22 protein-coding genes are annotated in these 24,759 nt (G+C 71.8%); 11 read left to right on the top strand and 11 right to left on the bottom strand.

Features of this window, described 5'->3' with window-relative positions; genetic code table 11:
• Nucleotides 1-197: 197 nt before the first annotated feature.
• The 6 genes from ACZ5CR_RS07310 to ACZ5CR_RS07335 form a co-directional block, all read right to left on the bottom strand.
• Nucleotides 198-1,151 carry an oxidoreductase gene (locus tag ACZ5CR_RS07310; RefSeq protein WP_468854463.1) on the bottom strand — a complete coding sequence of 318 codons (954 nt, stop codon included), beginning with the start codon at nucleotides 1,149-1,151 and terminating at the stop codon, nucleotides 198-200.
• A gap of 76 nt (nucleotides 1,152-1,227) precedes the next feature.
• Nucleotides 1,228-2,022 carry an SDR family NAD(P)-dependent oxidoreductase gene (locus tag ACZ5CR_RS07315; RefSeq protein ID WP_468854466.1) on the bottom strand — a complete coding sequence of 265 codons (795 nt, stop codon included), beginning with the start codon at nucleotides 2,020-2,022 and terminating at the stop codon, nucleotides 1,228-1,230.
• 144 nt (nucleotides 2,023-2,166) lie between these two features.
• A complete protein-coding gene (locus ACZ5CR_RS07320; protein WP_468854468.1) occupies nucleotides 2,167-2,751 on the bottom strand; it encodes a TetR/AcrR family transcriptional regulator in 585 nt (194 codons plus the stop codon).
• A 124-nt stretch (nucleotides 2,752-2,875) separates the two neighbouring features.
• Nucleotides 2,876-3,199 (bottom strand): nitrite reductase small subunit NirD, encoded by a 324-nt coding sequence (gene nirD, locus ACZ5CR_RS07325; protein WP_468854470.1) that lies wholly within the window; start codon nucleotides 3,197-3,199, stop codon nucleotides 2,876-2,878.
• Entirely contained in the window at nucleotides 3,196-5,805 is a 2,610-nt protein-coding gene (gene nirB / locus ACZ5CR_RS07330) for a nitrite reductase large subunit NirB (RefSeq protein ID WP_468854472.1), read from the bottom strand. The genes nirD and nirB overlap by 4 nt, the downstream gene beginning before the upstream one ends.
• Before the next feature lies 1 nt (nucleotide 5,806).
• The gene (locus tag ACZ5CR_RS07335) at nucleotides 5,807-7,105 is read right to left on the bottom strand and encodes an NAD(P)/FAD-dependent oxidoreductase (protein WP_468854475.1); all 1,299 of its coding nucleotides are present in this window, start codon (nucleotides 7,103-7,105) and stop codon (nucleotides 5,807-5,809) included.
• Between the two features lie 304 nt (nucleotides 7,106-7,409).
• On the opposite strand from ACZ5CR_RS07335, the gene ACZ5CR_RS07340 reads away from it, so the two are divergent.
• The 3 genes from ACZ5CR_RS07340 (at nucleotide 7,410) to ACZ5CR_RS07350 (ending at nucleotide 9,958) form a co-directional block, all read left to right on the top strand.
• Entirely contained in the window at nucleotides 7,410-8,846 is a 1,437-nt protein-coding gene (locus tag ACZ5CR_RS07340) for a ferredoxin reductase family protein (RefSeq protein ID WP_468854478.1), read from the top strand.
• 16 nt (nucleotides 8,847-8,862) lie between these two features.
• Nucleotides 8,863-9,054, top strand: a complete 192-nt coding sequence (locus ACZ5CR_RS07345; protein WP_453526126.1) for a hypothetical protein — start codon at nucleotides 8,863-8,865, stop codon at nucleotides 9,052-9,054.
• Nucleotides 9,055-9,175: 121 nt separating this feature from the next.
• The gene (locus tag ACZ5CR_RS07350; RefSeq protein ID WP_468854480.1) at nucleotides 9,176-9,958 is read left to right on the top strand and encodes a sulfite exporter TauE/SafE family protein; all 783 of its coding nucleotides are present in this window, start codon (nucleotides 9,176-9,178) and stop codon (nucleotides 9,956-9,958) included.
• 24 nt (nucleotides 9,959-9,982) lie between these two features.
• Here ACZ5CR_RS07350 and ACZ5CR_RS07355 read toward each other — a convergent pair whose 3' ends face one another.
• From ACZ5CR_RS07355 to ACZ5CR_RS07365, 3 genes are all read right to left on the bottom strand, one after another.
• On the bottom strand, nucleotides 9,983-10,612 hold the full coding sequence (locus ACZ5CR_RS07355; protein ID WP_468854482.1) for a class F sortase: 630 nt from the start codon (nucleotides 10,610-10,612) through the stop codon (nucleotides 9,983-9,985).
• 126 nt (nucleotides 10,613-10,738) lie between these two features.
• Nucleotides 10,739-11,290 carry a hypothetical protein gene (locus tag ACZ5CR_RS07360; RefSeq protein ID WP_468854485.1) on the bottom strand — a complete coding sequence of 184 codons (552 nt, stop codon included), beginning with the start codon at nucleotides 11,288-11,290 and terminating at the stop codon, nucleotides 10,739-10,741.
• A 340-nt stretch (nucleotides 11,291-11,630) separates the two neighbouring features.
• The gene (locus ACZ5CR_RS07365; RefSeq protein WP_468854487.1) at nucleotides 11,631-12,416 is read right to left on the bottom strand and encodes an aminotransferase class IV family protein; all 786 of its coding nucleotides are present in this window, start codon (nucleotides 12,414-12,416) and stop codon (nucleotides 11,631-11,633) included.
• Nucleotides 12,417-12,649: 233 nt separating this feature from the next.
• Here ACZ5CR_RS07365 and ACZ5CR_RS07370 point away from each other — a divergent pair, with 233 nt between their 5' ends.
• The 3 genes from ACZ5CR_RS07370 to ACZ5CR_RS07380 all read left to right on the top strand — a co-directional run bounded on the left by ACZ5CR_RS07370 (nucleotide 12,650) and on the right by ACZ5CR_RS07380 (nucleotide 14,273).
• Nucleotides 12,650-13,282, top strand: coding sequence for an NADPH-dependent FMN reductase (locus ACZ5CR_RS07370; protein WP_468854489.1), 633 nt, complete (start codon nucleotides 12,650-12,652; stop codon nucleotides 13,280-13,282).
• An 85-nt stretch (nucleotides 13,283-13,367) separates the two neighbouring features.
• On the top strand, nucleotides 13,368-13,808 hold the full coding sequence (locus ACZ5CR_RS07375) for a gamma-glutamylcyclotransferase family protein (protein ID WP_468854492.1): 441 nt from the start codon (nucleotides 13,368-13,370) through the stop codon (nucleotides 13,806-13,808).
• A 168-nt stretch (nucleotides 13,809-13,976) separates the two neighbouring features.
• Nucleotides 13,977-14,273: a DUF6355 family natural product biosynthesis protein gene (locus ACZ5CR_RS07380; RefSeq protein ID WP_468854495.1), complete on the top strand. Its 297-nt coding sequence runs from the start codon at nucleotides 13,977-13,979 to the stop codon at nucleotides 14,271-14,273.
• Between the two features lie 59 nt (nucleotides 14,274-14,332).
• Here ACZ5CR_RS07380 and ACZ5CR_RS07385 read toward each other — a convergent pair whose 3' ends face one another.
• Together ACZ5CR_RS07385 and ACZ5CR_RS07390 are read right to left on the bottom strand one after the other, a co-directional pair.
• Entirely contained in the window at nucleotides 14,333-16,429 is a 2,097-nt protein-coding gene (locus tag ACZ5CR_RS07385; RefSeq protein WP_468854497.1) for a molybdopterin oxidoreductase family protein, read from the bottom strand.
• 171 nt (nucleotides 16,430-16,600) lie between these two features.
• Nucleotides 16,601-17,365, bottom strand: coding sequence for a SanA/YdcF family protein (locus ACZ5CR_RS07390; RefSeq protein ID WP_468854499.1), 765 nt, complete (start codon nucleotides 17,363-17,365; stop codon nucleotides 16,601-16,603).
• A gap of 180 nt (nucleotides 17,366-17,545) precedes the next feature.
• On the opposite strand from ACZ5CR_RS07390, the gene ACZ5CR_RS07395 reads away from it, so the two are divergent.
• From ACZ5CR_RS07395 to ACZ5CR_RS07415, 5 genes are all read left to right on the top strand, one after another.
• On the top strand, nucleotides 17,546-18,523 hold the full coding sequence (locus ACZ5CR_RS07395; RefSeq protein WP_468854501.1) for a sirohydrochlorin chelatase: 978 nt from the start codon (nucleotides 17,546-17,548) through the stop codon (nucleotides 18,521-18,523).
• 23 nt (nucleotides 18,524-18,546) lie between these two features.
• Complete coding sequence (locus tag ACZ5CR_RS07400) at nucleotides 18,547-19,860, top strand: deoxyguanosinetriphosphate triphosphohydrolase (protein ID WP_468854502.1); 1,314 nt, start codon at nucleotides 18,547-18,549, stop codon at nucleotides 19,858-19,860.
• 128 nt (nucleotides 19,861-19,988) lie between these two features.
• Nucleotides 19,989-21,251: an NAD(P)/FAD-dependent oxidoreductase gene (locus ACZ5CR_RS07405; RefSeq protein WP_468854505.1), complete on the top strand. Its 1,263-nt coding sequence runs from the start codon at nucleotides 19,989-19,991 to the stop codon at nucleotides 21,249-21,251.
• Nucleotides 21,252-21,295: 44 nt separating this feature from the next.
• Nucleotides 21,296-23,203 carry a DNA primase gene (gene dnaG / locus ACZ5CR_RS07410; protein WP_468854506.1) on the top strand — a complete coding sequence of 636 codons (1,908 nt, stop codon included), beginning with the start codon at nucleotides 21,296-21,298 and terminating at the stop codon, nucleotides 23,201-23,203.
• Between the two features lie 118 nt (nucleotides 23,204-23,321).
• Nucleotides 23,322-24,659, top strand: a complete 1,338-nt coding sequence (locus ACZ5CR_RS07415; RefSeq protein WP_468854508.1) for an RNA polymerase sigma factor — start codon at nucleotides 23,322-23,324, stop codon at nucleotides 24,657-24,659.
• Nucleotides 24,660-24,759: the final 100 nt, after the last annotated feature.

Genomic DNA, 24,759 nt, shown 5'->3' on the forward strand with positions numbered 1-24,759 from the left:
GCCGCGTCCTGCGCTCTTCGCGCTCTTCGCGTTCTTCGTGCTGATCGTCCTCGTCGACTGGGCGCATGGCGCGTTGGCCGCGCCGCGCCGCGCCGCGCCGCGCCGCGCCGCGCCGCGCCGCGCCGCGCCGCGCCGCGCCGCGCCGCGGGGCGGGCTGTGGGCGGGGCTCCGCCCCCTGGACCCCCGACGCGATGGCCTCAAACGCCGGACGAGCTGAAAGGTCCCCCCGTCAACCCCTCCGAAGCCGCCCAAAGTCGTTCCCCCGCAGCATCGTTGAGGGTCCACTTCGCCCGCCAGGACTTCCCCGGCGCCCCCTGCCACCCCAGAACACGCGGCCCGGTGAAGGAGTCCGGGCGGACACCCGGCGCCGTGGCCGCGTACAGCGACGGCAGTGCGCCCGCAGCGGCGGGCTGGGCCAGGACGCGGTTGCCCAGCCACATCACGCGTTCGGTGACCTTGCGGCCCTCCATCTTGGGCGCGGCACCTTGGAGATTCGTCTCCGCGTAGCCGGGGTGTGCCGCCGCGGCCACGACGTCGGAGCCGCTTGCCGCCAGGCGCCGCGCCAGCTCGTGGGTGAAGAGCAGGTTCGCCGTCTTGGAGCGGCCGTAGGCGATCCAACGACGGTAACCGCGCTCGCTGTTGAGGTCGTCGATGTCGATGTTCGACAGGGCGTGGAACCCGCTCGACACCGTGATGATCCGCGCTCCCGGCGTCCGCAGGATCCGGGGCAGCAGCAGCCCGGTGAGCGCGAAGTGGCCCAGGTGGTTGACGCCGAACTGCGTCTCGAAACCGTCCGCCGTCCGCCGGTAGGGCAGCGCCATCACGCCCGCGTTGTTGACGAGGAGGTTGAGACCGTCACCCCGGCCGCCGCCGCCGCCGTCATCGTCGTACGATGCCGCGAAGTCCCGCACCGAGCTGAGGTCGCCGAGGTCGAGGCGTCTGAACTCCACCTCGGCGGAAGGGACTTCGCACCGCAGCCGCTCCAGCGCTCGCGTCCCCCGTTCCTCGCTGCGGCAGGCGAGCACCACGCGCGCGCCACGACGGGCGAGCTCGCGCGCGGTGACGTAGCCGATGCCGCTGTTGGCGCCGGTGACCACGGCTGTGCGGCCGCTCTGGTCGGGGATGTCGCTCGCGTTCCAGCCCGTCGTCATGACACAGCTCCCTCGGCTTCGGCGCCCGTCTGCTGACTCTCGTCACTACCCGAGAGTAGGGCGCATGAGCGGGGTGTCAGGCCGCGGCGCCCCCGTCGATCACCAGATCCGCGCCGACCACCGACGCCGACTCGTCCGACGCGAGGTAGAGCACGGCGGCCGCGACCTCGGCGGTCGACGAGACGCGGCCGAGCGGAGTCGAGGTCTTCATGCGCTCCGTACGCTGGGCCAGGCTCTCGCCCTGGCGCAGCGACATGCTGGTGTCGGAGGAGCCGGGGCTCACGGCGTTGATCCGCACCCCGTCCCCCATGTGCTCGGCGGCGGCGCCCTTGGTCAGCGCGGAGACGGCTGCCTTGGTGGCGCCGTAGCCGATGGTGCCCGGAACGCTCATGTGGGCACCCAGCGTGGAGGAGATGTTGACGATCGCCCCGCCGCCCGGCTGCGTACGCATCTGCTTCACCTCGGCCTGAAGGGCGAGCAGTACCCCGGTGACGTTGATGTCGAGCATCGTCCGCCAGTCCTCCTCGGGCAGCTCCGCGACCGGCTGCCCGGCGCGCAGGACGCCCGCGTTGTTGACGGCCACGTCCAGGGAGCCGAACCGCTCGACGGCGGCCTCGACCAGCATCGCGAGCTCGGCGGAGCGCGCGACGTCGGCCGTGACGGCGACCGCCGTGCCGCCCGCCTCCTCGATGAGCCCCACGGTCTCCTTGAGTGTGCCTTCCGTGCGCCCGGCGACCACGACGTTCGCCCCCTCGGCGGCGAAGGCGAGCGCTATGGCGCGGCCGAGACCGGAGCCACCGCCGGTGACGAGGGCCGTGCGGCCGGCGAAACGGGTGCGCGGTACTGAGACTGCTGAAGCTGCTGAAGTCATGGCAGGGCTCTTTTCTTGAACGATCGGTTCAGTATGAGGGCGTGAAAAAGGGTCAAGGGTGCAGGGGGTGGAGGTCGGTCGAGCAGGGTCGGTCGAGTTCGGTCAGTAGAGCAGGGTCGGTCGAGTCCGGTCAGCCGAGCGGGCTCAGTCGAGCAGGCTCAGTGCCTGCTCCGTCGCGTCCCGCAGTCGCGCGCCGTCCTTCGATGCCTTGCCGATCACGCGCAGCCCCTGCATCAAGGTCAGCAGCATGCGCGCGAGGGCGAGCGGGTCACGGTCTTCCGGGAGCTCGCCCTGCGCCTGGGCGCGGACGAGCGCGGAGTGCAGCAGCGTCTCCATGTACTCCCAGCTGCGCTCGACGCAACGGGCGGCCGGTTCGTCGTGCGGGCCCAGCTCGGCTGCGGTGTTGGTGACGAAACAGCCGTTCAGGCGCCCTTCCTCGGAGGATGACTCGCCCCCGAAGCGGCGCACCACCGAGCGGACGGCGGGCAGCGCCGGGCCCGGCTGTGAGAGCTCGGCGAGCAGGAGCGGGTTCTGGAGTTCGGCGTACCGCTCCAGCGCCTTCAGGTACAGCTCGTGCTTGTTGCCGAATGTCGCGTAGATACTGGCGCGGCCGATGCCGAGTTCCTCCACGAGGTCCGCCATCGACGTCGCCTCGTAGCCGCGCCGCCAGAACAGCTCTAGGGCTGACTGGAGCGCGGCGTCCGGATCGAATTCCTTGGTCCTGGCCACGAAGGAATAGTAAGCAATACTGGAACGGTCGGTCAAGTAGACCCGATCAGGTGAGTCGCTCAGTTGAGGCGATCAGGCGAGTCGCCCAGGCGAGGCGATCAGGCGAGGCGATCAGGCGAGGCGATCAAGCGAGGCGGACGGCATGCGTCTCCACCGTCACCGAATCGTCGTCCAGGCACCGCCCCGTCTCCAGGTCGAACCGCTGCTTCAGGAGCGGTGACGCGACGAACGGCCGTCCGGCAGCCGCGCCGAGCAGGCCGCGCGAGAGCACCGCCGCACCTGTGAACGGGTCGCGGTTGTCGATCGCGTACGCGCGGCCCGTACGGTCGATGAAGAGTGCGGCCTGGCGGCCGTCGGGGAGCAGTGCGGCGATGCCGCGTCCCGGCTGGAGGTGCGCGCGGTCGCAGACCTCGAACCAGTCGTCCTTCAGGCGGAGTTGAATGCTCATCGGGATGCAGCACCTTCCAGGTCGCGGGGGCGGGAGCCGATGGTGAGGAGGGGCAGGTCCGGCTTGATCTGGTCCCGTTCCGGGACGAAGCTCACGGTCGGGTCCGGGACGTCCGGCGCGTTGACGAAGGACACGAACCGCGCCAGACGCTCGGGGTCGCTGATGGTCTCGGACCACTCGTCGCGGTAGTGCGCGACATGGTCGGCCATCAGGGCCTCCAGCTCGGCGCACAGGCCGAGCGAGTCGTGGACGACCACGTCACGCACATGGTCGAGGCCGCCCTCGATCCGCTCCAGCCAGGTCGATGTGCGCTCAAGGCGGTCCGCCGTGCGGATGTAGAACATCAGGAACCGGTCGATGAGGCGCACCAGTTCGGCGTCGGACAGGTCCTGCGCGAGCAGATCGGCGTGGCGCGGGGTCGCGCCGCCGTTGCCGCCCACGTACAGGTTCCAGCCGCTCGATGTGGCGATCACGCCGAAGTCCTTGGACTGGGCCTCGGCGCACTCGCGGGCGCAACCGGAGACCGCCGACTTCAGCTTGTGCGGGGAGCGCAGGCCCCGGTAGCGCAGCTCCAGGTCGATCGCCATCCGGACCGAGTCCTGCACGCCGTAGCGGCACCAGGTCTGCCCCACGCACGACTTCACCGTCCGCAGCGACTTCCCGTACGCGTGTCCCGACTCGAATCCCGCGTCCACCAACCGGGTCCAGATCAGCGGCAGTTGATCGACCCGCGCCCCGAACATGTCGATGCGCTGACCGCCGGTGATCTTCGTGTAGAGCCCGAAGTCCCGTGCCACCTCGCCGATCACGATCAGCTTGTCCGGAGTGATCTCGCCTCCCGGGATGCGCGGCACCACCGAATAGGAGCCGTTCTTCTGGAGGTTGGCGAGGAAGTGGTCGTTGGTGTCCTGGAGGGACGCCTGCTCGCCGTCGAGTACGTAGCCGTCGGCGCCGATCGTCGGGGCGAGCGAGGCGATGATCGAGCCGACCGTCGGCTTGCAGGTCTCGCAGCCCTCGGTGCCGCGCGCGGACTCGCGGCCGTGGGTGTCGAGGAGCCGCCGGTAGGAGGTGATGCCCAGGGTGCGGACGATCTCGTACAGCTCCTGGCGGGTCTGGCTGAAGCAGCCGCACAGGCCCTTGTCGACCTCGACGCCCGACGCCTCCAGCTCGTCGTTGACCAGCTGGCCGAGCACCTTCACACAACTGCCGCAGCCCGTACCGGCCTTGGTGCACTTCTTGACCTCGGGCACGGTGGTGCAGCTGTGCTCGGTGACGGCGCCGCGGATCGCGCCCTTGGTGACGTTGTGGCAGGAGCAGATGACCGCGGAGTCCGGAAGGGCGGACGGGCCGAGCGCCACCGGGCCACCCGCGCCCGCGGGAAGGACCAGCTGCTCCGGCGAGACCGGCGGCACGCTCCCGGTCAGCGGACGCAGCACGCCGTACGCCTCCGCGTCGCCGACCAGAACGCCGCCGAGCAACTCGCCGCCCGCGCCGATGACCAGCTTCTTGTACGTTCCCGAGCGCGAGTCGGAGTAGACGACGTCGAGGCAGTCCGGAGTCGCGCCGTGCGCGTCGCCGAAGGAGGCGACGTCCACGCCGAGGAGCTTCAGCTTGGTCGACAGATCGGCGCCGGTGAAGCTCGACTCCTCGGCGGCGATGGAGGCGGCTACGGTCTCGGCCATCTCGTATCCGGGCGCGACGAGCCCGTAGACCCGGCCGTCCGACGCCTGGGCGCACTCGCCGATCGCGTACACGTCCGGGTCGCTGGTGCGGCACTGCTCGTCGACGGTGATGCCGCCGCGCTCGCCCACCAGAAGGCCGCTCTCACGGGCGAGTTGATCGCGGGGCCGGACACCGGCGGAGAACACCACCAGATCGGTGGCGAGTTCACTTCCGTCCGACAGCTTCATCCCGCTGACGGCGCCGTCCGTGCCGACGATCTCCTGGGTGCCGACGCCCGTGTGCACGCTCAGGCCCATGCCGGTGATGGTGCGCAGGAGCGCCGCGCCGCCGCCCTCGTCGACCTGCACCGGCATCAGGCGCGGCGCGAACTCCACGACGTGCGTGGCGAGTCCGAGCCCGCGCAGCGCGCCCGCCGCCTCCAGGCCGAGCAGTCCGCCGCCGACGACGGCGCCGGTCGTGGCGTACGTCTTCGCGTACTCCTCGATGGCGAGCAGGTCCTCGATGGTGCGGTAGACGAAACAGCCGGTGGTGTCCTTGCCGGGCACCGGTGGCACGAACGGGAAGGAGCCGGTCGCGAGGACCAGGGTGTCGTAGGCGAAGGTCTGCCCGGAGCGTGCGGTGACGGTCCTCGCGTCGCGGTCGACGCTCTCCGCCGGATTCCCGACGTACAGCTCGATGCCGTGCTTCTCGATGAACTCCGGGTCCGTGAGGGAGAGTTCATCGGGCGTGCGGCCCGCGAAGTACGAGGTCAGCTGGACGCGGTCGTAGGCGGGACGCGGCTCCTCGCACAGGACGACCACGCGGTGCGTGGCGGTGAGGCCGCGCGCGGCGATGGCTTCGAGGAAGCGCTGGCCGACCATGCCGTGCCCGACCAGCACGATGGTGTTGTCGTGCGCGCTGTGGCGGGGGGTGTCCGTGGGCATCTCAGAGGCCTCCGTCGTGGGTGAGCAGGTGGAGCAGGGGGCTGCCGTCGTCGGGCAGCGGGTCGTCGGCCTCCCAGGCGCGGGCGAGCGCGCCGACGGCGGTGAGCTCGCCGAGCAGTACGCCGCCGACGAGCCGGTCACCGCGCACGACGACCTTGCGGTACGTGCCGCGCGTCGCGTCCGCGAGCTGGACCACGTCGTCGTCGGGCCGGTGCTCGGGGTCGCCGAAGGCCGCCAGGTCCAGCGGAGCGGAGCCGGGGCGCCCGGTGTGCAGGGTGAGACGGGTGAGAGCGCGGGTGCCGGAGTAGGGACGTGCGGCCCGTGGGGAGATCAGGGAGTCGGCGAGGGCGTCGGCCTGTTCGAGCGCGGGGGCCGCGAGACAGCGGGCCTCGCCGGAGTGCTCGGCGCAGTCGCCTATGGCGCGGATGTGCGGGTCGGAGGTGCGCAGCTCGTCATCCACGACGATGCCGCGGCGTACGTCGAGTCCGGCGGCCTGCGCGAGTCCCGTACGGGGGCGGACGCCGCAGGCCAGGACGGTGAGGTCGGTGCCGAGTACGTACCCGTCGGCGAGTTCCACCGATCGCACGGCTCCTTCGGCCTGTCGTACGCCGCGTACCCGGCACTCGGTGTGCACTTCCACCCCGAGGTCGGTGAGATGCCGGTGGACGAGCTCGCTCGCGGCCGGGTCGAGCTGGCGCTCCATGAGGCGGTCGCCCTGCTGGGTGAGGACGACCTGGGCGCCGCGGGCCGCGAGCGCGCGGGCGGCGGAGACGCCGAGGAGGCCGCCGCCGATGACTACTACGCGGGTGCTGCTTGTGCCTTGGCCTGTGCCTGTGCCTGGCCGCACGGCCTCGGACAGGGCGAGGCAGTCGTCCATCGTCCTGAAGGCGTGTACGCCGCGGGGCAGTTCGGTGGCGCCTGGTTCGAAGAGGCCGCGGAGGGGTGGGAGCACGGGGTTCGAGCCGGTCGCGAGGACGAGAGTGCCGTACGGGACGACGCTGCCGTCCGCGCAGTGCACGATCCGGTCCGCGCGGTCCACGCGGACGGCGCGGGTGCGCAGGAACTCGCCGGGAGCGTGGGGCAGCTCGATGACCTCCGGTCCGTAGCGGCCCGCGAGGACGTCGGCCAGGAGCACGCGGTTGTACGGTGCGTGCGGCTCGTCGCCGATGAGGACGGCCCCGGTGCCGGTGCTCTCCCCCAGCCGCTGCGCGAGGCGGACGCCGGCGAGTCCGGCGCCGATCACCACCACGCGGGAGGGCGAGCTCGGGAGGCTCGGGGAGCCCGGGGGAGAAGAGGTCATGTACGGCAGAGTGCGGGGGCGGTGTTACCCGACCGCATCCTGACTGTTTCCCGGGGGGAACGCTGCCCTCAGCGGGCGCCGGGGCGGGATGTGAGGGCCACCCCGCGTCCCTCCGGCCGAACGAGCCTCTCCCACTCACCCGCACGATGGCCCCGCATCCAGCCCTGGGCGAAACGGCTTTCCCAGCCTCCCCCCGGCACTGGGACTTAACCCCCGTTGAGCCAATCCTCAAGCCCGCCTTAAGGATCAGCGATAACGCCCTGACCAGCCACTTTCACCCCCACCCCGCGCCTAGTCTGCGGCGGTGACCACCGAGGTAGCCGATTCCCGACTCGCCGCGTACCCCGCGCTGTCCGCGTACCTGCGGCAGACGGAGGGGCCGCAGGTGCAGATTCCCCCGATGCCGAAGACGCCCCCGCGTCCCCCCGTCCCCCCGATCCGTGTCACCCCCACCGCCCTGCGCAACGGAATCCTCGCCACCGGCCTCGTGGTCACCGCGCTCTGGGCCGTACAGGCCGAGCCATCGGCCCGGCTCGACGTGCTCTTCGCGACCGGCGCCCACCTCAGCGGGCTGCTCGCCGGGTACGGCGTTCTCGTCATGCTGTTCCTGATGGCCCGTGTGCCCGCGGTCGAACACGGCGTCGGTGCCGACCGGCTCGCGCGGCTGCACGCCCTCGGCGGCCGCTACGTACTGACCTTGTGCCTGGGGCACGCTCTGCTCGCCCTGTGCGGATACGCGGCCCACGCCGACACCGACCTGCTCAGCGCCGGCCTCGACCTGCTCGGTTATCCAGGACTCGCCCTCGCCGCGGTCGGGACCGCCCTGCTCATGGCCGTCGGCATCACCTCGGCGCGTGCGATGCGGCGCCGCGTCCCGCACGAGACATGGCGGGCCGTGCATCTGCTGACCTATCTCGGCGCGGCGCTCGCCTTCGCGCACCAGCTCGCCGGGCCGGACGTGGCGGGCAGCATCCTGACGGTGTGGCTGTGGTCGATGCTGCACGCCACGGTGGCGGTCCTGCTGGTCTGGTACCGCGTCGTCGTACCCGTGCGGCAGGCGTTGAAGCACAGCCTGCGCGTCATCGACGTACGCGACGAAGGGCCCGGCGTCGTGTCGGTCGTGATGCAGGGCATCGGGCTCGACGGACTGCGGGCCGAACCCGGACAGTTCTTCCGGTGGCGCTTCCTGCGGCGCAGGCTCTGGCGCACCGCGCTGCCGTTCTCGCTCTCCGCGCCCGTGCGCGACGACACCCTCCGGATCACGGTGAAGGCCCTCGGGGATCACACGCGCAGGATGCGGCGCCTGAGGCCGGGGACACGGGTGCTCGCCACGGGTCCCTTCGGGGCGCTGACCGCTCATCGGCGTACGAGGAGGAAAGTGCTGCTGCTCGCTGGAGGCGTGGGGATCACCCCGATGCGGGCGCTGTTCGAGACCTTGCCCGGCGGTCCTGGCGACGTCACCCTCCTCTACCGGGCGGGCAGCGCCGAGCAGCTCGTACTGCGGGAGGAGCTGGAGGCGATCGCCCGGAGCAGGGGAGCGGGGCTGCACTACCTCCTTGGCCGCTCCGACGCCTCCTTCGACCCCCTCGCCCCGCAGGCCCTGCGCAACCTGATCCCGGACCTCGCCGAGCACGACGTCTATCTGTGCGGGCCGCCCGGAATGACCGCCTCCGCCTCCGCCGCCCTCGTACGGGCCGGAGTGTCGGAGGAACGCATCCACGCCGAGTGCTTCACCTTCTGAGAGGGGCCGAGCCGACATGGGACGGCATCGCAAACCCGTAGGCCCGGCCCAGGGCCCGACCCTGCGGGGCCGCCGCAAGCTGGCGACGGGCCTCGCCGGAGCGAGCGCGCTGGTCGCCACGGTCCTCGCGTTCACGGTCGACCCGGCGGCGCCACCGGCCCCCGATCGCGCACCGGCGGGGGTCCCGGCACCTCAGGCGGCGCCCTAGGGCCTCTCTCACCGGGGAATGGAAGCCCCGGAGAGTAGAAGCCCCGGGGAAACCTCTGAAGACCCTCAACTCTCCCTGGATTCGTGGACGGCGTGATCAGCCCCTCCATAGGGTCTAGACCATGCCCGACATATCTCTGACCGCCGTCGTCGTCCTGTGCGTCGCCGCACTCGCGGCCGGCTGGATCGACGCCGTGGTCGGCGGAGGCGGTCTCCTGCTGCTGCCCGCGCTGCTGCTCGGCCTGCCGGGGTCGACCCCGGCGGCGCACGCCCTCGGGACGAACAAGGCCGTCGCCATCGTGGGGACGGCCGGCGCCGCGGTGACGTACGTCAGGAAGACGCCCGTCGACGTGTCCACCGCCGTACGGATCGGGCTCGCCGCGCTCGCCGGGTCCATGGGCGGCGCCTTCTTCGCCGCCGGTATGAGCACCGAGGTGCTCAAGCCCGTGATCATGGTGGTGCTGCTCGGCGTCGGGGCCTTCGTCATCTTCCGGCCCGCCTTCGGCACCGCGCCCCCCGCCCGGCCCGCCTCACCCAAGCGCATCCTCGCCGCCATCGGCCTCGCGGGCCTCGGCATCGGGTTCTACGACGGTCTCATCGGGCCCGGCACCGGCACCTTCCTGGTGCTCGCGCTGACCGCCGTACTCCACCTCGACCTGGTGTCCGCCTCCGCCACCGCCAAGATCGTCAACTGCTGCACCAACGGAGGCGCCCTGGCGATGTTCGCCTGGCAGGGCGCGGTCCTGTGGCAACTGGCCGCCCTGATGGCCGTCTTCAACCTCGCGGGCGGCATGTTCGGCGCACGCACCGCGCTCAAGAAGGGCAGTGGCTTCGTACGGATCGTGCTGCTCACCACGGTGTTCGGGCTCGTGGCCAAGATGGCGTACGAGCAGTGGCTCGCCTAGAGAGCGGCAGCGCCCCGTGAGTCGTCAGCGCACGCTCGTCAGGTGCGCGAACACCACCACATTGCCCTGGTAGCCCGTCTTCCTCGAATAGCTGCCGCCGCACGTGATGACCCGCAGCTCCGGGCGGTCCGCCCGCCCGTACACCTTGTCGTCCGGGAACCTCTTCGCGTCGTAGACCTCGTTCGCGTCGACCGTGAACACCGCGACGCTGCCGTCCCTGCGCTCGACCTCGATGGTGTGGCCCCTGGTCAGGCCGCCCAGGTCGTAGAAGACGGACGGTCCGTCGGCGTTGTCGACGTGCCCCGCCACGATGGCCGTGCCCGTCTCGCCGGGTGTCGTCCCCGACTCGTACCAGCCCGCGAGGTTCGTCTTCTTCGGAGGCGGTACGTCGAGGCTGCCCTGCCGCGTGAGTTCGAGCCCCATGAGGGGCGCGTCGACCCGGATCGCCGGGATCCGGATCCGGTCGGGCGGGGACGGCGGGAGCGCCGCGGCGGCCGGTGCGCGGTCGGGGCGGGGATGGGCCGATGCGGCCTGCGCGGCGGACGGCTGGGGCGGCGGACGGGACTCGGTGCCGTTGCGCAGCAGCCACGTACCGGAGCAGAGCGCCAGGACGGTGACCGCGCCTATGGCGGAGTTGACGAACTTTCTGCGCATCACTCGACTCGTCCCCCTCAGGGTTCGGGGAGGCCGGTCCCCGCATCCCTCTCCGGGGCCGCGAGGGACAGGCGGATCCGGAGAGGGAGGGGGCTGGCGGTACCGGTGGACAGCGGAGGGTGTCCGTCAGATCCTGTCGCCTCTCGCCCGGCGATGCAGGAGCCAGGTACCGCCCGCGGCGGCGACGGCAAGCGCCGCCACACCCGCCGCGGTCTGTACGGGGTCGGGGCCGAGAGCGCCGCCGACCCCCGTCTTCACGTGTCCCCTCGGAGCCACCTGCTGCTCCTCGCGGGCAGCAGCGGTCGAGGTGATCGTCACGACCAGATCGCCCACCACCTGCTTGCCGTCCGCGCCGGAACCGGAGCACTGGGCGGCGATCTCGTAGGTGCCCGGCTGAGCCGACGGCGGCACCTTGAACTGCCCGACCGCGTTCTCCTTGTGCGTGCCGGGCGCGAGCGTGAACGTACCCGCGCCCACCGCGCTGGCATCGCCCGAAGCGCTCCCGCCGCTGCCGCAGGCGGTGGTGTTCACGGTGACCGTGGAGCCGGGCGTGACCGTGGCGGGATGGACCTCAAGGCCTCCCCCGGCGGCGAACGCGGTCGCGGCCGCGGGGGGTGCCAGCAGCCCCGCCGATGCGACGGCGAGCGCGGCGGTGGTCAGCAGGCGGGCTTTGCGCATCGTGCTTGCTCCTCCGAGGGGCCTTCAGAGGGCACGGCCCGCGGCACCTCCAAGTGCCGCTGCGTCGGTCGAACCCCGCTCTACCGAGGTAAGTGGCACTCGGCGGCGCACGCCTCCTGAAGGCCGGTCAGAAACTCTGTGGTGGAGCGGCTTCTGACACTTCGACGGGAACATTCCAGCAGGTCACCCGGCGTGTCGCGGAGAAGAGACCGAAGGGGGTGCGCGGCGCCTGTGAATGGGTGACCCAGGGGCCCGCCGCGACCCCGCCGCGACCTCGCCGCGGCCCCGTATCGACCTCGTCGCGACCCCGTCGGAGCACCTTCAAAGACCTGATCTCGCCTCAGACGGTGTCCCAGGGAACGTCGGCGTAGATCCCCGCCAGAGTCCCCATCAGCTTCTCGTCGACCTCGAACTCCGTGCCGTCGATCCGCCGCACAGGTGCGATGCCCCGCGCGTTCGTGACGAAGGCGGCCCCGTACGAGGAGAGGTCCGCGAGCGTGACCGGGGCCCGGCGGGTGGGAAGACCGGCGGCCGCGAGCCTCGGTTCGAGCAGCCGCATGGTGATGCCGACCAGGCAGGGGGCGTCGGGCCAGACGATCTCCGAGCCGTCGTAGAAGGCGATGTTCGTGACGGCGCCCTCGCTGATCGTCCCGTCGGGCGCGGTGAGCAGTGCGTCGTCGAAGCCCGCGCGCCGGGCGAGGTCCCCGTAGCGGGCCTGTCCGAAGCCGCCCAGGTGCTTGATGTGCGGAAAGGGCCGCTGGTACGGAACGGACTGCAGGGCCTGCGCGCTCTCGGACATCGCGCCCGGCGCCCGTACGGTGACCGTCACGGAGGGCTCGCCCTCCGGCGCGTGGACGTGGACGCGTACGGAAGCGTCGGCGATGTCGTCGCGGAGCACGCTCCGGATGAGCTCGCGGATGTACTCGCCGTCGAGCTCCCGGTCGAAGAGCTCGCGGGTGGCCGCGTCGAGCCGGGCCAGGTGCAGCCCGAGCCCGCGCGTCGCACCGCCCCTGACCTGCATCGCGGTGAAGTGCCCTGTGCCGCCGAGAGCGGGCCACAGCAGTCGGTCGGCGGTGGCGGCCCGACCGTCGATCTCAAGGCGCTGAAGAGGCGGGGGAGTTGTCATGGGCCACACGGTACGACGTGGGGGAGAGGCCCTGACGAGGTACTGATTCAGCAGCCGACCGCGGCAGGCCCGCAATCGACCGCAGCCGTTCGCAGCCGTTCGCAGCCGTTCGCAGCCGTCCGCAGCCGTCCGCAGCCGTCCGCAGCGGTCCGCAGCTGTTCGCCGGACTCGCCGCCGGACTCGCCGCAGGAATCGCTTGACCTCAACCAAGGTTCAGCAACGAGGCTCTTCTCATGACTCAGAACACGACTGCTCCTGATTCCACGTCCACCACCACCCCCGAAAGCCCCGCGCCCCTTCGCGTCGCCGTCATCATCGGCAGCAACCGCGAGGGCCGCTTCGGGCCGATCGTCGCCGACTGGCTCCTGGCCCGGATCCGCGAGCACGCGGACTTCGAGGTGGACGTCGTCGACCTGGCCGAATCTCAGCTGCCGACCTCGCTCTCCTTCAACCCGTCGCCCGAAGTGGTCGCCGAACTCGGCAAGGTCACCCCGAAGCTCGCCGCCGCCGACGCCTTCGTCGTCCTCACCCCCGAGTACAACCACTCCTACCCCGCGTCCCTCAAGGCCCTCATCGACTGGCACAACGCCGAATGGCAGGCCAAGCCCCTCGGCTTCGTCTCCTACGGAGGGCTCTCCGGCGGCCTGCGCGCGGTCGAGCACCTGCGTCCGGTCTTCGCCGAGCTGCACACCATGACGATTCGCGACACCGTCTCCTTCCACAACGCGGGCGCGCTCTTCGCCGACGACGGCACCCACAAGGACCCGGCGAGCGCGAACGCCGCCGCCAAGTCGATGCTCGACCAGCTCCACTGGTGGGCGTGGGCGCTGCGCAGTGCCAAGGAGGTCCGTCCGTACGGCAGTTGATCACCACCACGGCCTGCCCGTCGCCCGTCGCCCGTCAGGCCCGTCCGGAGTCCCACCCCACCCCGGCCCGGCGACAATCGTGTGCATGACGCCGACGTACGAGACCCGGCTGCCGTTCTTCGTGTACGGGACGCTGCGGCCGGGGGAGCCGAACCACGACGTCCACCTGCGCGGCAGCGTCACGACCGAGGTGCCCGCCAGGCTCGCGGGCGCACTCCTCTACGAAGGGCCCGGCTATCCGTACCTGGTGGAGGAGCCCGAAGGCGGCGCGGTGCGGGGCGAGTTGATCGCCGCGCACCCGTCGGCGTACGAACGGCTCCTCGCCGGTCTCGACGTACTGGAGCAGTACGCGCCGGGAGACTCCCGCAACCTGTACGAGCGCGTGGAGCGCGAGGTGACCCTCCTGGACGGGACCGCGGTGCGCGCGTGGGTGTATGTCGCGGCGCCGTCGGTGGCGGCGAGGCTGCGTGCCTCGGGGGCGGTGATCGGGGGAGGGGACTGGGCGTCGTTCCGGGCGCGGCGTTGAGGGGGCGGGGCCGGGCTGGTGGGGCGATCCGGTGGACTCCGTCACTCGTGCGGGCGACGCACTCGAACCACGTGATCGCGGAGGGTCGCCACTGTGGCACTCTCCGTGTGCACCAGTCGGTGCGCGAGTCGGTGCGTGAGCACCACGTCCTCAAGCAGGAGTTGCCCCATGAGCCTTCGCCGTTCGCTGCCGGCCCTCGTCGGCGCCGTAGCCCTCACCCTCGGCCTCCCCGTGGCGGCCTCCGCGACAGCTCACGCCCCGACGGCCGTCATGGACCCCTGCGGGTTCTACGAGACCGGCAGCGACGCGTTCTACAACCACTGCACGGGCGACGGCTCGAACGTGGTCATCAAGGTGGAGGTGTCGATGGCCCCCGACTACGAGCGCTGTGTGGGCCCGGGCAGGAGCTGGCTGGGCTCGGCGAGCAAGATCCAGGGCGCGCACTACACCGGGCGCACCTGCTGACTCCCGTACGCGGATGACCGCGGGCCGGGGTGGCGCGAGCGCGCGGCCCCGGCCCGCCGCTACGCCCGCTCGATCCGCACCGCGCACACCTTGAACTCCGGCATCCGCGACACCGGGTCGAGCGCCGGATTCGTCAGGGAGTTGGCGCGGCCCTCGCCCGGCCAGTGGAAGGGCATGAAGACGGTGTCGGAGCGGATCGCGCTCGTGATCCGCGCCGGGGCCACGGCCCGCCCCCGCCGCGACACGACCGTCACCGGTTCGCCGTCGCCGACCTCAAGGCGCGCGGCGAGTCGCGGATGCAGTTCCACGAAGGGGCCGGGAGCGGCGGAGTTGAGCTCGTCGACGCGGCGCGTCTGGGCCCCCGACTGGTACTGGGCGAGGACCCGCCCGGTGGTCAGGAGCACCGGATACTCCGTGTCCGTCTCCTCGGCGGCGCTCCGATGCGCCACCGGCACGAAGCGCGCCCGCCCGTCCTCGGTGGCGAACCGGTCGAGGAAGAGACGGGGGGTTCCGGGGTGCCCGTCATCGCTCTCGCCCCCCACCTCGGGGCAGGGCCAGAACACCCCCTCCCCGTCCCCCTCCTTCAGTCGCGCGTACGAGATCCCCGAGTAGTCCGCGACGCCGCCCGCGCTCGCCCTGCGCAGTTCCTCGAAGACCTCCTCCGGGTCCGTCGGGAAGCCCTTCTCATGGCCGAGGAGGGCGGCGAGACCGTGGAGGACGTCCAGGTCGCTCCGTACGCCGTCGGGCGCGCTCACCGCCCGGCGCCGCAGCAGCACCCGCCCCTCCAGGTTCGTCACCGTCCCCGTCTCCTCGGCCCACTGCGTCACCGGCAGGACGACGTCCGCCAGTTGGGCCGTCTCGGAGAGCACGACATCGGCCACCGCGAGGAAGTCGAGCGATCGCAGCCGCTCCTCCACGTGCGCGGCGCGCGGCGCCGATACGACCGGGTTGGAACCCATCAGGAGCAGGGACTTGATGTCCCCGCCGAGCGCGTCGAGCAGCTCGTACGCGGACCGTCCCGGGCCCGGGAGCGAGTCGGGGTCGACGCCCCACACCTCCGCGACGTGCGCCCGCGCCGCCGGATCCGTCAGCTTGCGGTAGCCGGGCAACTGGTCGGCCTTCTGGCCGTGTTCGCGCCCGCCCTGCCCGTTGCCCTGCCCGGTCAGGCAGCCGTACCCGGCGAGCGGGCGGCCCGCGTTGCCCGTCGCGAGGCAGAGGTTGATCCACGCGCCCACCGTGTCCGTGCCCTTGGACTGCTGCTCGGGCCCGCGTGCGGTGAGCACCATCGCGGCATCGGCGTCGCAGAACATCGCCGCCGCGTCCCGGAGCTCGGGCACGGAAACGCCGCTGATCCGCTCCACGTACTCCGGCCAGTGCGCCATCGCCGCCGCCCGTGCCTCCTGCCAGCCGCTGGTGCGCTCCTCGATGAATGCCTCGTCCGTCCGCCCTTCGGCCACCACCAGGTGCAGCAGGCCGAGCGCGAGAGCGAGGTCGGTGCCGGGACGCGGCGCCAGATGGAGGTCGGCCTGCTCGGCGGTGCGGGTCCTGCGCGGGTCGATGACGATCAGCTTTCCGCCGTTCGCCCTCAGCTCCGTCAGATACCGCAGCGCGGGCGGCATCGTCTCGGCGAGGTTCGAGCCGACGAGGATCACACAGCCGGTGCGCGGGATGTCCTCCAGCGGGAACGGCAGGCCGCGGTCGAGCCCGAAGGCCCGCTGCCCCGCCGCTGCCGCCGACGACATGCAGAACCGGCCGTTGTAGTCGATCTGCGACGTGCCGAGCGCCACCCGCGCGAACTTCCCCAGGGAGTACGCCTTCTCGTTGGTCAGACCCCCGCCGCCGAACACCCCGCACGCGTCCGCGCCGTGGTCATCGCGCGTACGGGCAAGACCTTCGGCGACGCGGCCGATCGCCTCCTCCCAGGTGGCCGGTTCGAGCCGGCCCGTGGCGTGGGATCGGATGAGTGGCTCGGTCAGGCGCACCCGGGAGGAGAGCACCGCGGGCGCCGTACGGCCCTTGCCGCACAGTGCGCCCCTGTTCACGGGGAACCCGGGACGCTCCACGACCTCCACCCCGCCACCGGGGCCGGTGGCCAGGCCCATTCCGCATTGCAGCGCGCAGTACGGACAGTGGGTCGGTGTCGCGTCGGTGTGCATGGCGACCAGAGTCCGACGCCCGTGTTACACGGCCCGCCCCGCCGCGTTACGCCGCCGGTACGCCCCCCTCAGCCGACGCCCCGCCCCGTTGTGAGGCCTTGAGGACCTGAGGACCTGAGGTCTTGTGGGCCTGAGGCCCCGAGAGCCCGATGGCCTGTACTGCGGCGTCCCTCAGCGCCGCGCCGCGAGAGCGTTGCGCACGCCCGGCTCCTTGGGACCCAGGAAGTGCGGATCGGGCCGCAGCGTCGCGTCGAGCGCCGCCTTGCCGGCCGCGAATACCTCCCGCGCGCCGCCGTAGTACCAGGTCACGTCGTGTTTGGCGTCGACCCCGACGCCGTACGACGAGACGCCCGCCGCGCGGCAGAGCGCGACGGCCCTGCGTATGTGGAAGCCCTGGCTGATCAGCACCGCCCGGTCGACGCCGAACACCTTCTTGGCGCGCACACAGGAGTCCCAGGTGTCGAAGCCCGCGTAGTCGCTGACGATCCGGCGGCTCGGCACGCCGCGTTCGGTCAGATAGGTGCGCATGGCGTCCGGTTCGTCGTACTCCTCGCGGCTGTTGTCGCCCGTGACGAGCACGACCTCTATCCGTCCCGCCTCGTACAGCTCGGCCGCCGCGTCGAGGCGGTGCGCGAGATAGGGCGAGGGCTCGCCCTTCCACAGCCCGGCGCCGAAGACGACCGCGACCCGTGTGCGCGGCACGTCGGCCGTCGTGCGCAGCCGCCCGTCCGCCGTCACGAAGAGCCAGGTCGCGGGCAGCAGCGCCACCACGCAGACGGCCATGAAGGCCTGCACGGCCCGCCGCTGTCCCCGCCGCGTCCGCGGCAGCCGCAGGCGGCGCAGCCGGGCCACGCGTCCACGGGCCCAGCCCCGCACCGCGGACGCCCCCGACGCCCCCGGCGGTCCCGTCGCCCCTGGCGGTCCCGATCGCCGCATCCATCCCGGCCGTTTCATCCCGATCCCCCGTGCCCCGAAGCCGGATCCCCCGATCCGATCACTGTGGACAACGGTAAGCGACCGCACTGACAATGCCGCGGCACCATCGGTGAGCCAGGCCGAAAGGACCCGTCACCGGCGCGCAACGCGACGGCAATACGGCCCGTCCATCCTCGGTCCATGACGCCGTCGAACCCTCTTCGCGACGAGTCCGGCAGCACCCCTCTCGAAAGTACGGCGCAACTCATGGACCGGATCACCAGCCAGCTCGGCAGCCAGCTCAACCGCGTGTCGCTCGACGGCACGCGCCGCACCGCGCCTGGCCAGGCAGATCGCACCGCGCCCGGCACGGCAGATCGCGCCGCACCTGGCACGGCATCCCGCACCGCACCGGCGCCCGCCCTCGTCGTGGTCGGCCACGGCAGCCGTGATCCCCGTGCCCTGGCCACCGTCACGGCGCTCATGGAACGGATCCGTGAGCTGCGGCCAGGGCTCACCGTGCGCCTGGGCCACATCGAGCTGAACGAGCCGCTGCTCACCGACACCCTCGCCGCGGCGACAGGATCCGCCGTCCTCGTACCGCTGCTTCTCGGCCGCGGCCACCACGTCAAGCACGACATCCCCGAGGTCGCCGCGGGCGCGACGCACCTCACCACACGGGTCGCCGCGCCGCTCGGCCCGCACCCGCTGCTCGTCGACGCGCTCCACGACCGGCTCGTCGACGCGGGCCTGCCGGCCCGGTTCGGCAAGGCGGGGCGGCGCACCGGCGGAGTGATCCTCGCCGCCGCAGGCTCGCGCGACCCGGAATCGGCCACGGACACCCGGCGCACGGCGGACCTCCTCGCCGAGCGGATCGGCGTACCGGTGGTGCCCGCGTACGCGTCGCCCACCGCGGCCTGTGCGCTCAGCGTGCCCGCCGCGGTGCGGGCCCTCGCCGCACGTGGCCGCCACCACACCGCCGTGGCCTCGTACTTCACTGCGCCCGGCCGCTTCGCCACGCAGTGCGCCGATGCCGCCCCCTGGATCGCGTCGGCCCCGCTCGGCGCCCACCGGGCGATGGCCCGCCTCCTCCTGCACCGCTACGACCAGGCCCGTACGGGCGCCACGGCGGCCCCGGCCGCCGGGCAGGTGCCGCCCCGTCAGCTGACCCCCGCCTGAACACCTTCGTTTACTGTCGGTGCATGGAAGGCACCGCACCGAACGTGTACGACGCTGAGGCGGCCTATGACAAGGCCGCAGTCGAGCGATGGGCCACCGAGCCGGACAAACGGCCGGGGCGCACCGCCTTCCAGCGGGACCGCGCGCGCGTTCTGCACTCCTCCGCGCTGCGCCGCCTCGCCGGAAAGACCCAGGTGGTCACCCCTGGTACGCGCAGCAACGAGGCGTGGGACGCCAGCGCACGGACCCGCCTGACGCACTCCCTGGAGTGCGCCCAGGTCGGCCGCGAGCTCGGCGCCGCCCTCGGCTGCGACCCGGACCTGGTGGAGACCGCCTGCCTCTCCCACGACCTGGGGCACCCGCCCTTCGGGCACAACGGCGAGCAGGCGCTGAACGAAGTCGCCGAGAGCTGCGGCGGTTTCGAGGGCAACGCCCAGTCCCTGCGGCTCCTCACCCGCATCGAACCGAAGCGCTTCGTCACGAACGACGAGACGGGCGACCTCGTCAGCGTGGGGCTCAACCTGACCCGGGCCGCCCTGGACGCCGCCACCAAGTACCCCTGGCCGCGCGGCGCCCACCCCACCGACCCGGCGTCCCCCAAGTTCGGGGTCTACGAGGACGACCGGCCGGTCTTCGACTGGGTCCGCAAGGAGGCACCGGGCCGCCGCACCTGCTTCGAGGCCCAGGTCATGGACTGGTCGGACGACGTCGCGTACTCGGTGCACGACGTGGAGGACGGCCTGCACGCCGGACACCTCGACCCGAACCTGCTGCACGCCGAGCCCGAGCGCCAGGACGTCTTCGCTGTCGCCATCGGCCGCTACGTACCCGCGGACACCGACCCCGAAGAGCTCTCCGAGGCCCTCGACCGCCTCCTGGAGCAGGAGTGGTGGCCGCACGGGTACGACGGCTCCGCCATCGCCCAGGGCCGTCTGAAGGACGCCACGAGCCAGCTCATCGGCCACTTCTGCCTCGCCGCGGAGAGCGCCACCCGCGCGCGGTACGGCAAGGGCCCCCTCACCCGGTACGCCGCCGAGCTCGTCGTCCCGCGCGAGGCCCGCCACGAGTGCGCGGTCCTCAAGGCCGTCGCCGACCGTTACGTGATGCAGCGCCCCGCCCAGGAGCGGCTCCGCGCCGATCAGCGGATCGTCGTCGCCGAGCTGGCCGACGCGCTCACGGCCCGCGCCCCCGAAGGACTCGACCCGCAGTTCCGCGCGCTGTACGACACGGCGCCCGACGACCGCGCGGCGCTGCGCGTGGTCATCGACCAAATCGCGTCGCTCACGGACGCCGCCGCGCGTTCCCTGCACGCTCGGCTCACCGCAAAACACCCCTGACATATGCGAAATGAGCCGATCGACCACGGGGCGTGACGAAAACTGGCCGGATCGGGTCGCAACCCCTTCCCCCATCACGCTCCGTGCGGGACGCTCCCCCTGACGGCAAGGCTTTGAGGAGGCATCAAGTGGTCGACGCGGATCAGACGTTCGTCATTGTCGGAGGAGGTCTCGCGGGCGCGAAAGCGGCCGAGACACTCCGGTCCGAGGGCTTCACCGGCCGGGTGATCCTCATCGGCGACGAACGCGACCACCCGTACGAGCGCCCACCCTTGTCGAAGGGGTACCTCCTGGGCAAGGAGGAGCGCGACAGCGTCTACGTCCACGAACCCTCCTGGTACGCACAGTCGGACGTCGAGCTGCATCTAGGCCAGACCGTCGTCTCCATCGACCGCACGACCAAGACCGTCCACCTCGGCGACCGCGCCGTCATCCACTACGACAGACTCCTCCTCGCCACCGGTGCCGAGCCGCGCCGCCTGGACGTCCCCGGCACCGGTCTGGTGGGCGTGCACCACCTGCGCCGCCTCGCGCACGCCGACCGGCTGCGTCAGGTTCTGGCCAGTCTCGGCCGGGACAACGGCCATCTGGTGATCGCCGGAGCGGGCTGGATCGGTCTTGAGGTCGCGGCCGCCGCGCGGACGTACGGCGCGGAGGTCACCGTCGTCGAGTCCGAGCCCACACCGTTGCACGCGGTCCTCGGCCCCGAGCTCGGCCAGATGTTCGCCGACCTGCACGCCGAGCACGGCGTCCGCTTCCACTTCGGCGCCAGACTCACCGAGATCGCGGGCCAGGACGGCATGGTCCTGGCCGCCCGCACGGACGACGGCGAGGAGCACCCGGCGCACGACGTGCTCGCCGCGATCGGCGCCGCCCCGCGCACCGCGCTCGCCGAGTCGGCAGGGCTTGAAATCGCCGACCGCGCGCACGGCGGCGGTGTCGTGGTCGACGCCTCCCTGCGGACCTCGGACCCGGACATCTTCGCGGCGGGCGACGTGGCCGCCGTCCACCACCCGCTCTTCGGTACGAGGCTGCGCGTGGAGCACTGGGCGAACGCGCTGAACGGCGGCCCGGCCGCGGCGCGCGCGATGCTCGGCAAGGACGTGACGTACGACCGCGTGCCCTACTTCTTCTCCGACCAGTACGACGTGGGCCTGGAGTACTCGGGATGGGCGCCCCCGGGGTCGTACGACCAGGTCGTGGTCAGAGGTGACGCCGGCAAGCGGGAGTTCGTCGCCTTCTGGCTGAGCGAGGGACGCGTCCTCGCCGGGATGAACGTCAATGTGTGGGACGTCACGGACACCATCCAGAAGCTGATCCGCACGGGTGCGCGACCGCCCGCCGAATCCCTCTCCGACCCGTCCGTCCCCCTGGAGTCGCTGCTCGGGTGACGGGTCCTGGCGGGAGTGTCACACGTGGGCCGTAGTATTCCTACGTGGCTGGCAGGATCAATGACGAGGACGTGAAGGCGGTTCGGGACGCGGTCCCGATCGACGCCGTGGTCTCCGACTACCTCCAGCTCCGGAGCGCGGGCGGAGGCAACCTCAAGGGCCTGTGCCCCTTCCACGACGAGAAGTCACCGTCCTTCCAGGTCAGCCCCAGCAAGGGTCTCTTCCACTGCTTCGGCTGCCAGGAAGGCGGCGACACGATCGCCTTCGTGATGAAGATCGACCACCTCACCTTCTCGGAGACGGTCGAGCGTCTCGCCGCCCAGGCGGGCATCACCCTGCGGTACGAGGAAGGTGGGTACAACCCCACCAACCAGCGCGGCGAGCGCATCCGCCTCGTCGAGGCCCACAAGATCGCCGCGCAGTTCTACATCGACCAGCTGGAGAGCCCCGAGGCCGAGATCGGCCGCAAGTTCCTCGCCGAGCGCGGCTTCGACCAGGCCGCCGCCGCGCACTTCGGTGTCGGTTACAGCCCGGCGGGCTGGGACCACCTCACCCGGTTCCTGCGCGGCAAGGGCTTCACCGACAAGGAGCTCATCCTCTCCGGCATCTCCCAGGACGGCCGCCGCGGCCCCATCGACCGCTTCCGCGGCCGTCTGATGTGGCCCATCCGCGACATCAGCGGCGAGGTCGTCGGCTTCGGCGCCCGCAAGCTGCGCGACGACGACAACGGCCCGAAGTACCTCAACACCCCCGAGACGCCGATCTACAAGAAGGGCCAGGTGCTCTACGGCGTGGACCTGGCCAAGAAGGAGATCGCCAAGACCTCCCGCGCGGTCGTCGTCGAGGGGTACACGGACGTCATGGCCTGCCACCTCGCCGGTGTCACCACCGCCATCGCGACCTGTGGCACCGCCTTCGGCGGCGACCACATCAAGATCCTGCGCCGCCTCCTGATGGACAACGGCTCGGCTCGGGTGATCTTCACCTTCGACGGCGACGCGGCAGGCCAGAAGGCCGCCCTGCGCGCCTTCGAGGACGACCAGAAGTTCGCCGCCGAGACGTACATCGCCATCGCCCCCGACGGCATGGACCCCTGCGAGCTGCGCCTGGCCAAGGGGGACGCGGCGGTCGCCGACCTCGTCGAACCCCGCACGCCGCTCTTCGAGTTCGCGCTGCGCCAGATCGTCGGGCGGTACGACCTGGAGACCCCCGCGGGCCGCGCCGCCGCCCTCGACGAGTCGGCGCCGGTGGTGGCCCGCATCAAGAACAGCGGCGCACAGCACGAAGTGGCCGTCCAGCTCGCCGGGATGCTCGGCATCATGGACACCCAGTTCGTGGTCAAGCGCGTGGCCCAGCTGGCGCGTTGGGCCCGCGACCGGGGAGGCAGGGGCCCGGCCCCGCAGCAGCAGCGCACGCAGCAGGGCCGGCAGTACGAGGAATCCGCGCCCTCCGCGCCCTCCGGACCGGCGCTCACGCTCCGCAGCCCCGCTCACCGCACCGAGCGCGAGCTGCTCAAACTGGCTCTGCAACGACCCGAGTTGGTCTCCCCGGCCTTCGACGCGTACGGCGTGGACGAGTTCACGGCCCCGCCGTACGCCGCGGTGCGCCAGTGCGTCGAGGAGGCCGGCGGCGCCGAGGCGGGCATCCCCGAGTCGCAGTCCTACCTCGCCCGCGTCCTGGACGCCGCGCCGGACGACACGGTCCGCGCCATGGTCACCGAGCTGGCCGTCGAGGCGATCCTGCGCAGATCGGTGGACGAGATCTATGCGGGCGATCAGCTCGTCCAGGTCCGGCTGCGCGCCGTCGACCGCCGCATCCGCGATGTCCAGGGCAGTCTGACCCGCCTGAGCGGCCAGGGCGACCCCGCCCAACTCGCAGCCGTACAGAACGAGTTGTGGGTCCTCCAGCAGTACGGCAGGGCGCTGCGCGAGCGCGGCGCGGACGCGCTCTGAGGTTCAGGTAGCACGAGGCTGGTTACCCGTCGGGTAACCACGCGGTTACGGACCGGACTCAGAAAGTCACCGCACGCCCCTCGTGGCGGCCGTGTGTCGTACCCCACACTGGGTTGCGGTGCCTGAGTCCTCGGAGCGCGGCCGGCCCGCACACAGCGGATCCGACATACCCGCGATTCCACACATCGTGTTCGGGACGGACAGCGGCGAGGCCGTGGAAGCCGATCCCGCTGTACCGCTGCCGCACGCCTCAGCAGCGATCATCATGGAGGTCGCCCCCGTGCAGACCCAGACCCTCACCCAGACCGAGACCGCCGTTGCCGCGGAAGCGGAGGCGGAGGCGGATACGGACGTCATCGCGAGTGTGCCGTCGCAGAGCCGAGCCGCACGGCACCCGGAAGCGGGACCCGAGAGCCCGGAAGCAGGACCCGAAGGCCCCGAAGCGGAGGAGCCCCCCGACCCCGGGGAGGCCCCGGAGGCCCTCGAACCGGACAGCGCCGACCTGCCCCAGCCGCCCGTTCCCCGCAGCCGCGCCGACACCGGCGGCCCGTCGTCCGACCTGTTCCGCCAGTATCTGCGCGAGATCGGCCGGATCCCCCTGCTCACGGCGGCGGACGAAGTGGAGCTCGCACGCGGTGTCGAGGCCGGTCTCTTCGCCGAGGAGAAGCTGCGCCTGGCCACCGACCTGGACTCGCAACTCGCCCTCGACCTGGACAAGCTGGTCGTCGTGGGCCGGATGGCCAAGCGCCGCCTGATCGAGGCCAACCTCCGCCTGGTCGTCTCCGTCGCGAAGCGGTACGTAGGGCGCGGGCTGACCATGCTCGACCTCGTCCAGGAGGGGAACCTGGGCCTGATCAGGGCAGTCGAGAAGTTCGACTACGCGCGCGGCTACAAATTCTCCACGTACGCGACCTGGTGGATCCGCCAGGCGATGTCGCGGGCCCTCGCCGACCAGGCCCGCACCATCCGCGTACCCGTGCACGTCGTGGAGCTGATCAACCGCGTCGTCCGCGTCCAGCGCCGCATGCTCCAGGAGCGGGGCTACGAACCGACCCCCGAAGAAGTGGGGGCCCAACTGGACCTGCCGCACGAGCGGGTCAGCGAAGTCCTGCGCCTGGCCCAGGAGCCGGTGTCGCTGCACGCGCCCGTGGGCGAGGAGGACGACGTCGCGCTCGGCGACCTCATCGAGGACGGCGACGCGACGAGCCCCGTCGAATCGGCGGCCTTCCTGCTCCTGCGCGAACACCTGGAGGCGGTGCTCTCCACGCTCGGCGAGCGCGAACGCAAGGTGGTCCAGCTGCGCTACGGCCTCGCGGACGGCAGGCCCCGCACTCTGGAGGAGATAGGCCGGATCTTCGGCGTGACACGCGAACGCATCCGCCAGATCGAGTCCAAGACCCTCAACAAACTGCGGGACCACGCCTTCGCGGACCAGCTGCGGGGCTATCTGGACTGAGGAGCGCCCGAAGGGGCGCGGGGAACCGCGCGCTCAGCCACACTCGACGGGCACGCGCGGAACCCCGCTCCCTGATCCGGCCTGATCCAAACGAGAGGCC

Source organism: Streptomyces sp. NPDC031274, assembly GCF_055570235.1.

Coding starts and splice junctions, on each gene's coding strand:
- ACZ5CR_RS07310 (WP_468854463.1), bottom strand. CDS start 1,151: ATGACGACGGGCTGGAACGCGAGCGACATCCCCGACCAGAGCGGCCGC.
- ACZ5CR_RS07375 (WP_468854492.1), top strand. CDS start 13,368: ATGACGCCGACGTACGAGACCCGGCTGCCGTTCTTCGTGTACGGGACG.
- ACZ5CR_RS07400 (WP_468854502.1), top strand. CDS start 18,547: ATGGAAGGCACCGCACCGAACGTGTACGACGCTGAGGCGGCCTATGAC.
- ACZ5CR_RS07315 (WP_468854466.1), bottom strand. CDS start 2,022: ATGACTTCAGCAGCTTCAGCAGTCTCAGTACCGCGCACCCGTTTCGCC.
- nirD (WP_468854470.1), bottom strand. CDS start 3,199: ATGAGCATTCAACTCCGCCTGAAGGACGACTGGTTCGAGGTCTGCGAC.
- ACZ5CR_RS07395 (WP_468854501.1), top strand. CDS start 17,546: ATGACGCCGTCGAACCCTCTTCGCGACGAGTCCGGCAGCACCCCTCTC.
- ACZ5CR_RS07350 (WP_468854480.1), top strand. CDS start 9,176: ATGCCCGACATATCTCTGACCGCCGTCGTCGTCCTGTGCGTCGCCGCA.
- ACZ5CR_RS07360 (WP_468854485.1), bottom strand. CDS start 11,290: ATGCGCAAAGCCCGCCTGCTGACCACCGCCGCGCTCGCCGTCGCATCG.
- nirB (WP_468854472.1), bottom strand. CDS start 5,805: ATGCCCACGGACACCCCCCGCCACAGCGCGCACGACAACACCATCGTG.
- ACZ5CR_RS07385 (WP_468854497.1), bottom strand. CDS start 16,429: ATGCACACCGACGCGACACCGACCCACTGTCCGTACTGCGCGCTGCAA.
- ACZ5CR_RS07345 (WP_453526126.1), top strand. CDS start 8,863: ATGGGACGGCATCGCAAACCCGTAGGCCCGGCCCAGGGCCCGACCCTG.
- ACZ5CR_RS07365 (WP_468854487.1), bottom strand. CDS start 12,416: ATGACAACTCCCCCGCCTCTTCAGCGCCTTGAGATCGACGGTCGGGCC.
- ACZ5CR_RS07335 (WP_468854475.1), bottom strand. CDS start 7,105: ATGACCTCTTCTCCCCCGGGCTCCCCGAGCCTCCCGAGCTCGCCCTCC.
- ACZ5CR_RS07380 (WP_468854495.1), top strand. CDS start 13,977: ATGAGCCTTCGCCGTTCGCTGCCGGCCCTCGTCGGCGCCGTAGCCCTC.
- ACZ5CR_RS07370 (WP_468854489.1), top strand. CDS start 12,650: ATGACTCAGAACACGACTGCTCCTGATTCCACGTCCACCACCACCCCC.
- ACZ5CR_RS07390 (WP_468854499.1), bottom strand. CDS start 17,365: ATGCGGCGATCGGGACCGCCAGGGGCGACGGGACCGCCGGGGGCGTCG.
- ACZ5CR_RS07355 (WP_468854482.1), bottom strand. CDS start 10,612: ATGCGCAGAAAGTTCGTCAACTCCGCCATAGGCGCGGTCACCGTCCTG.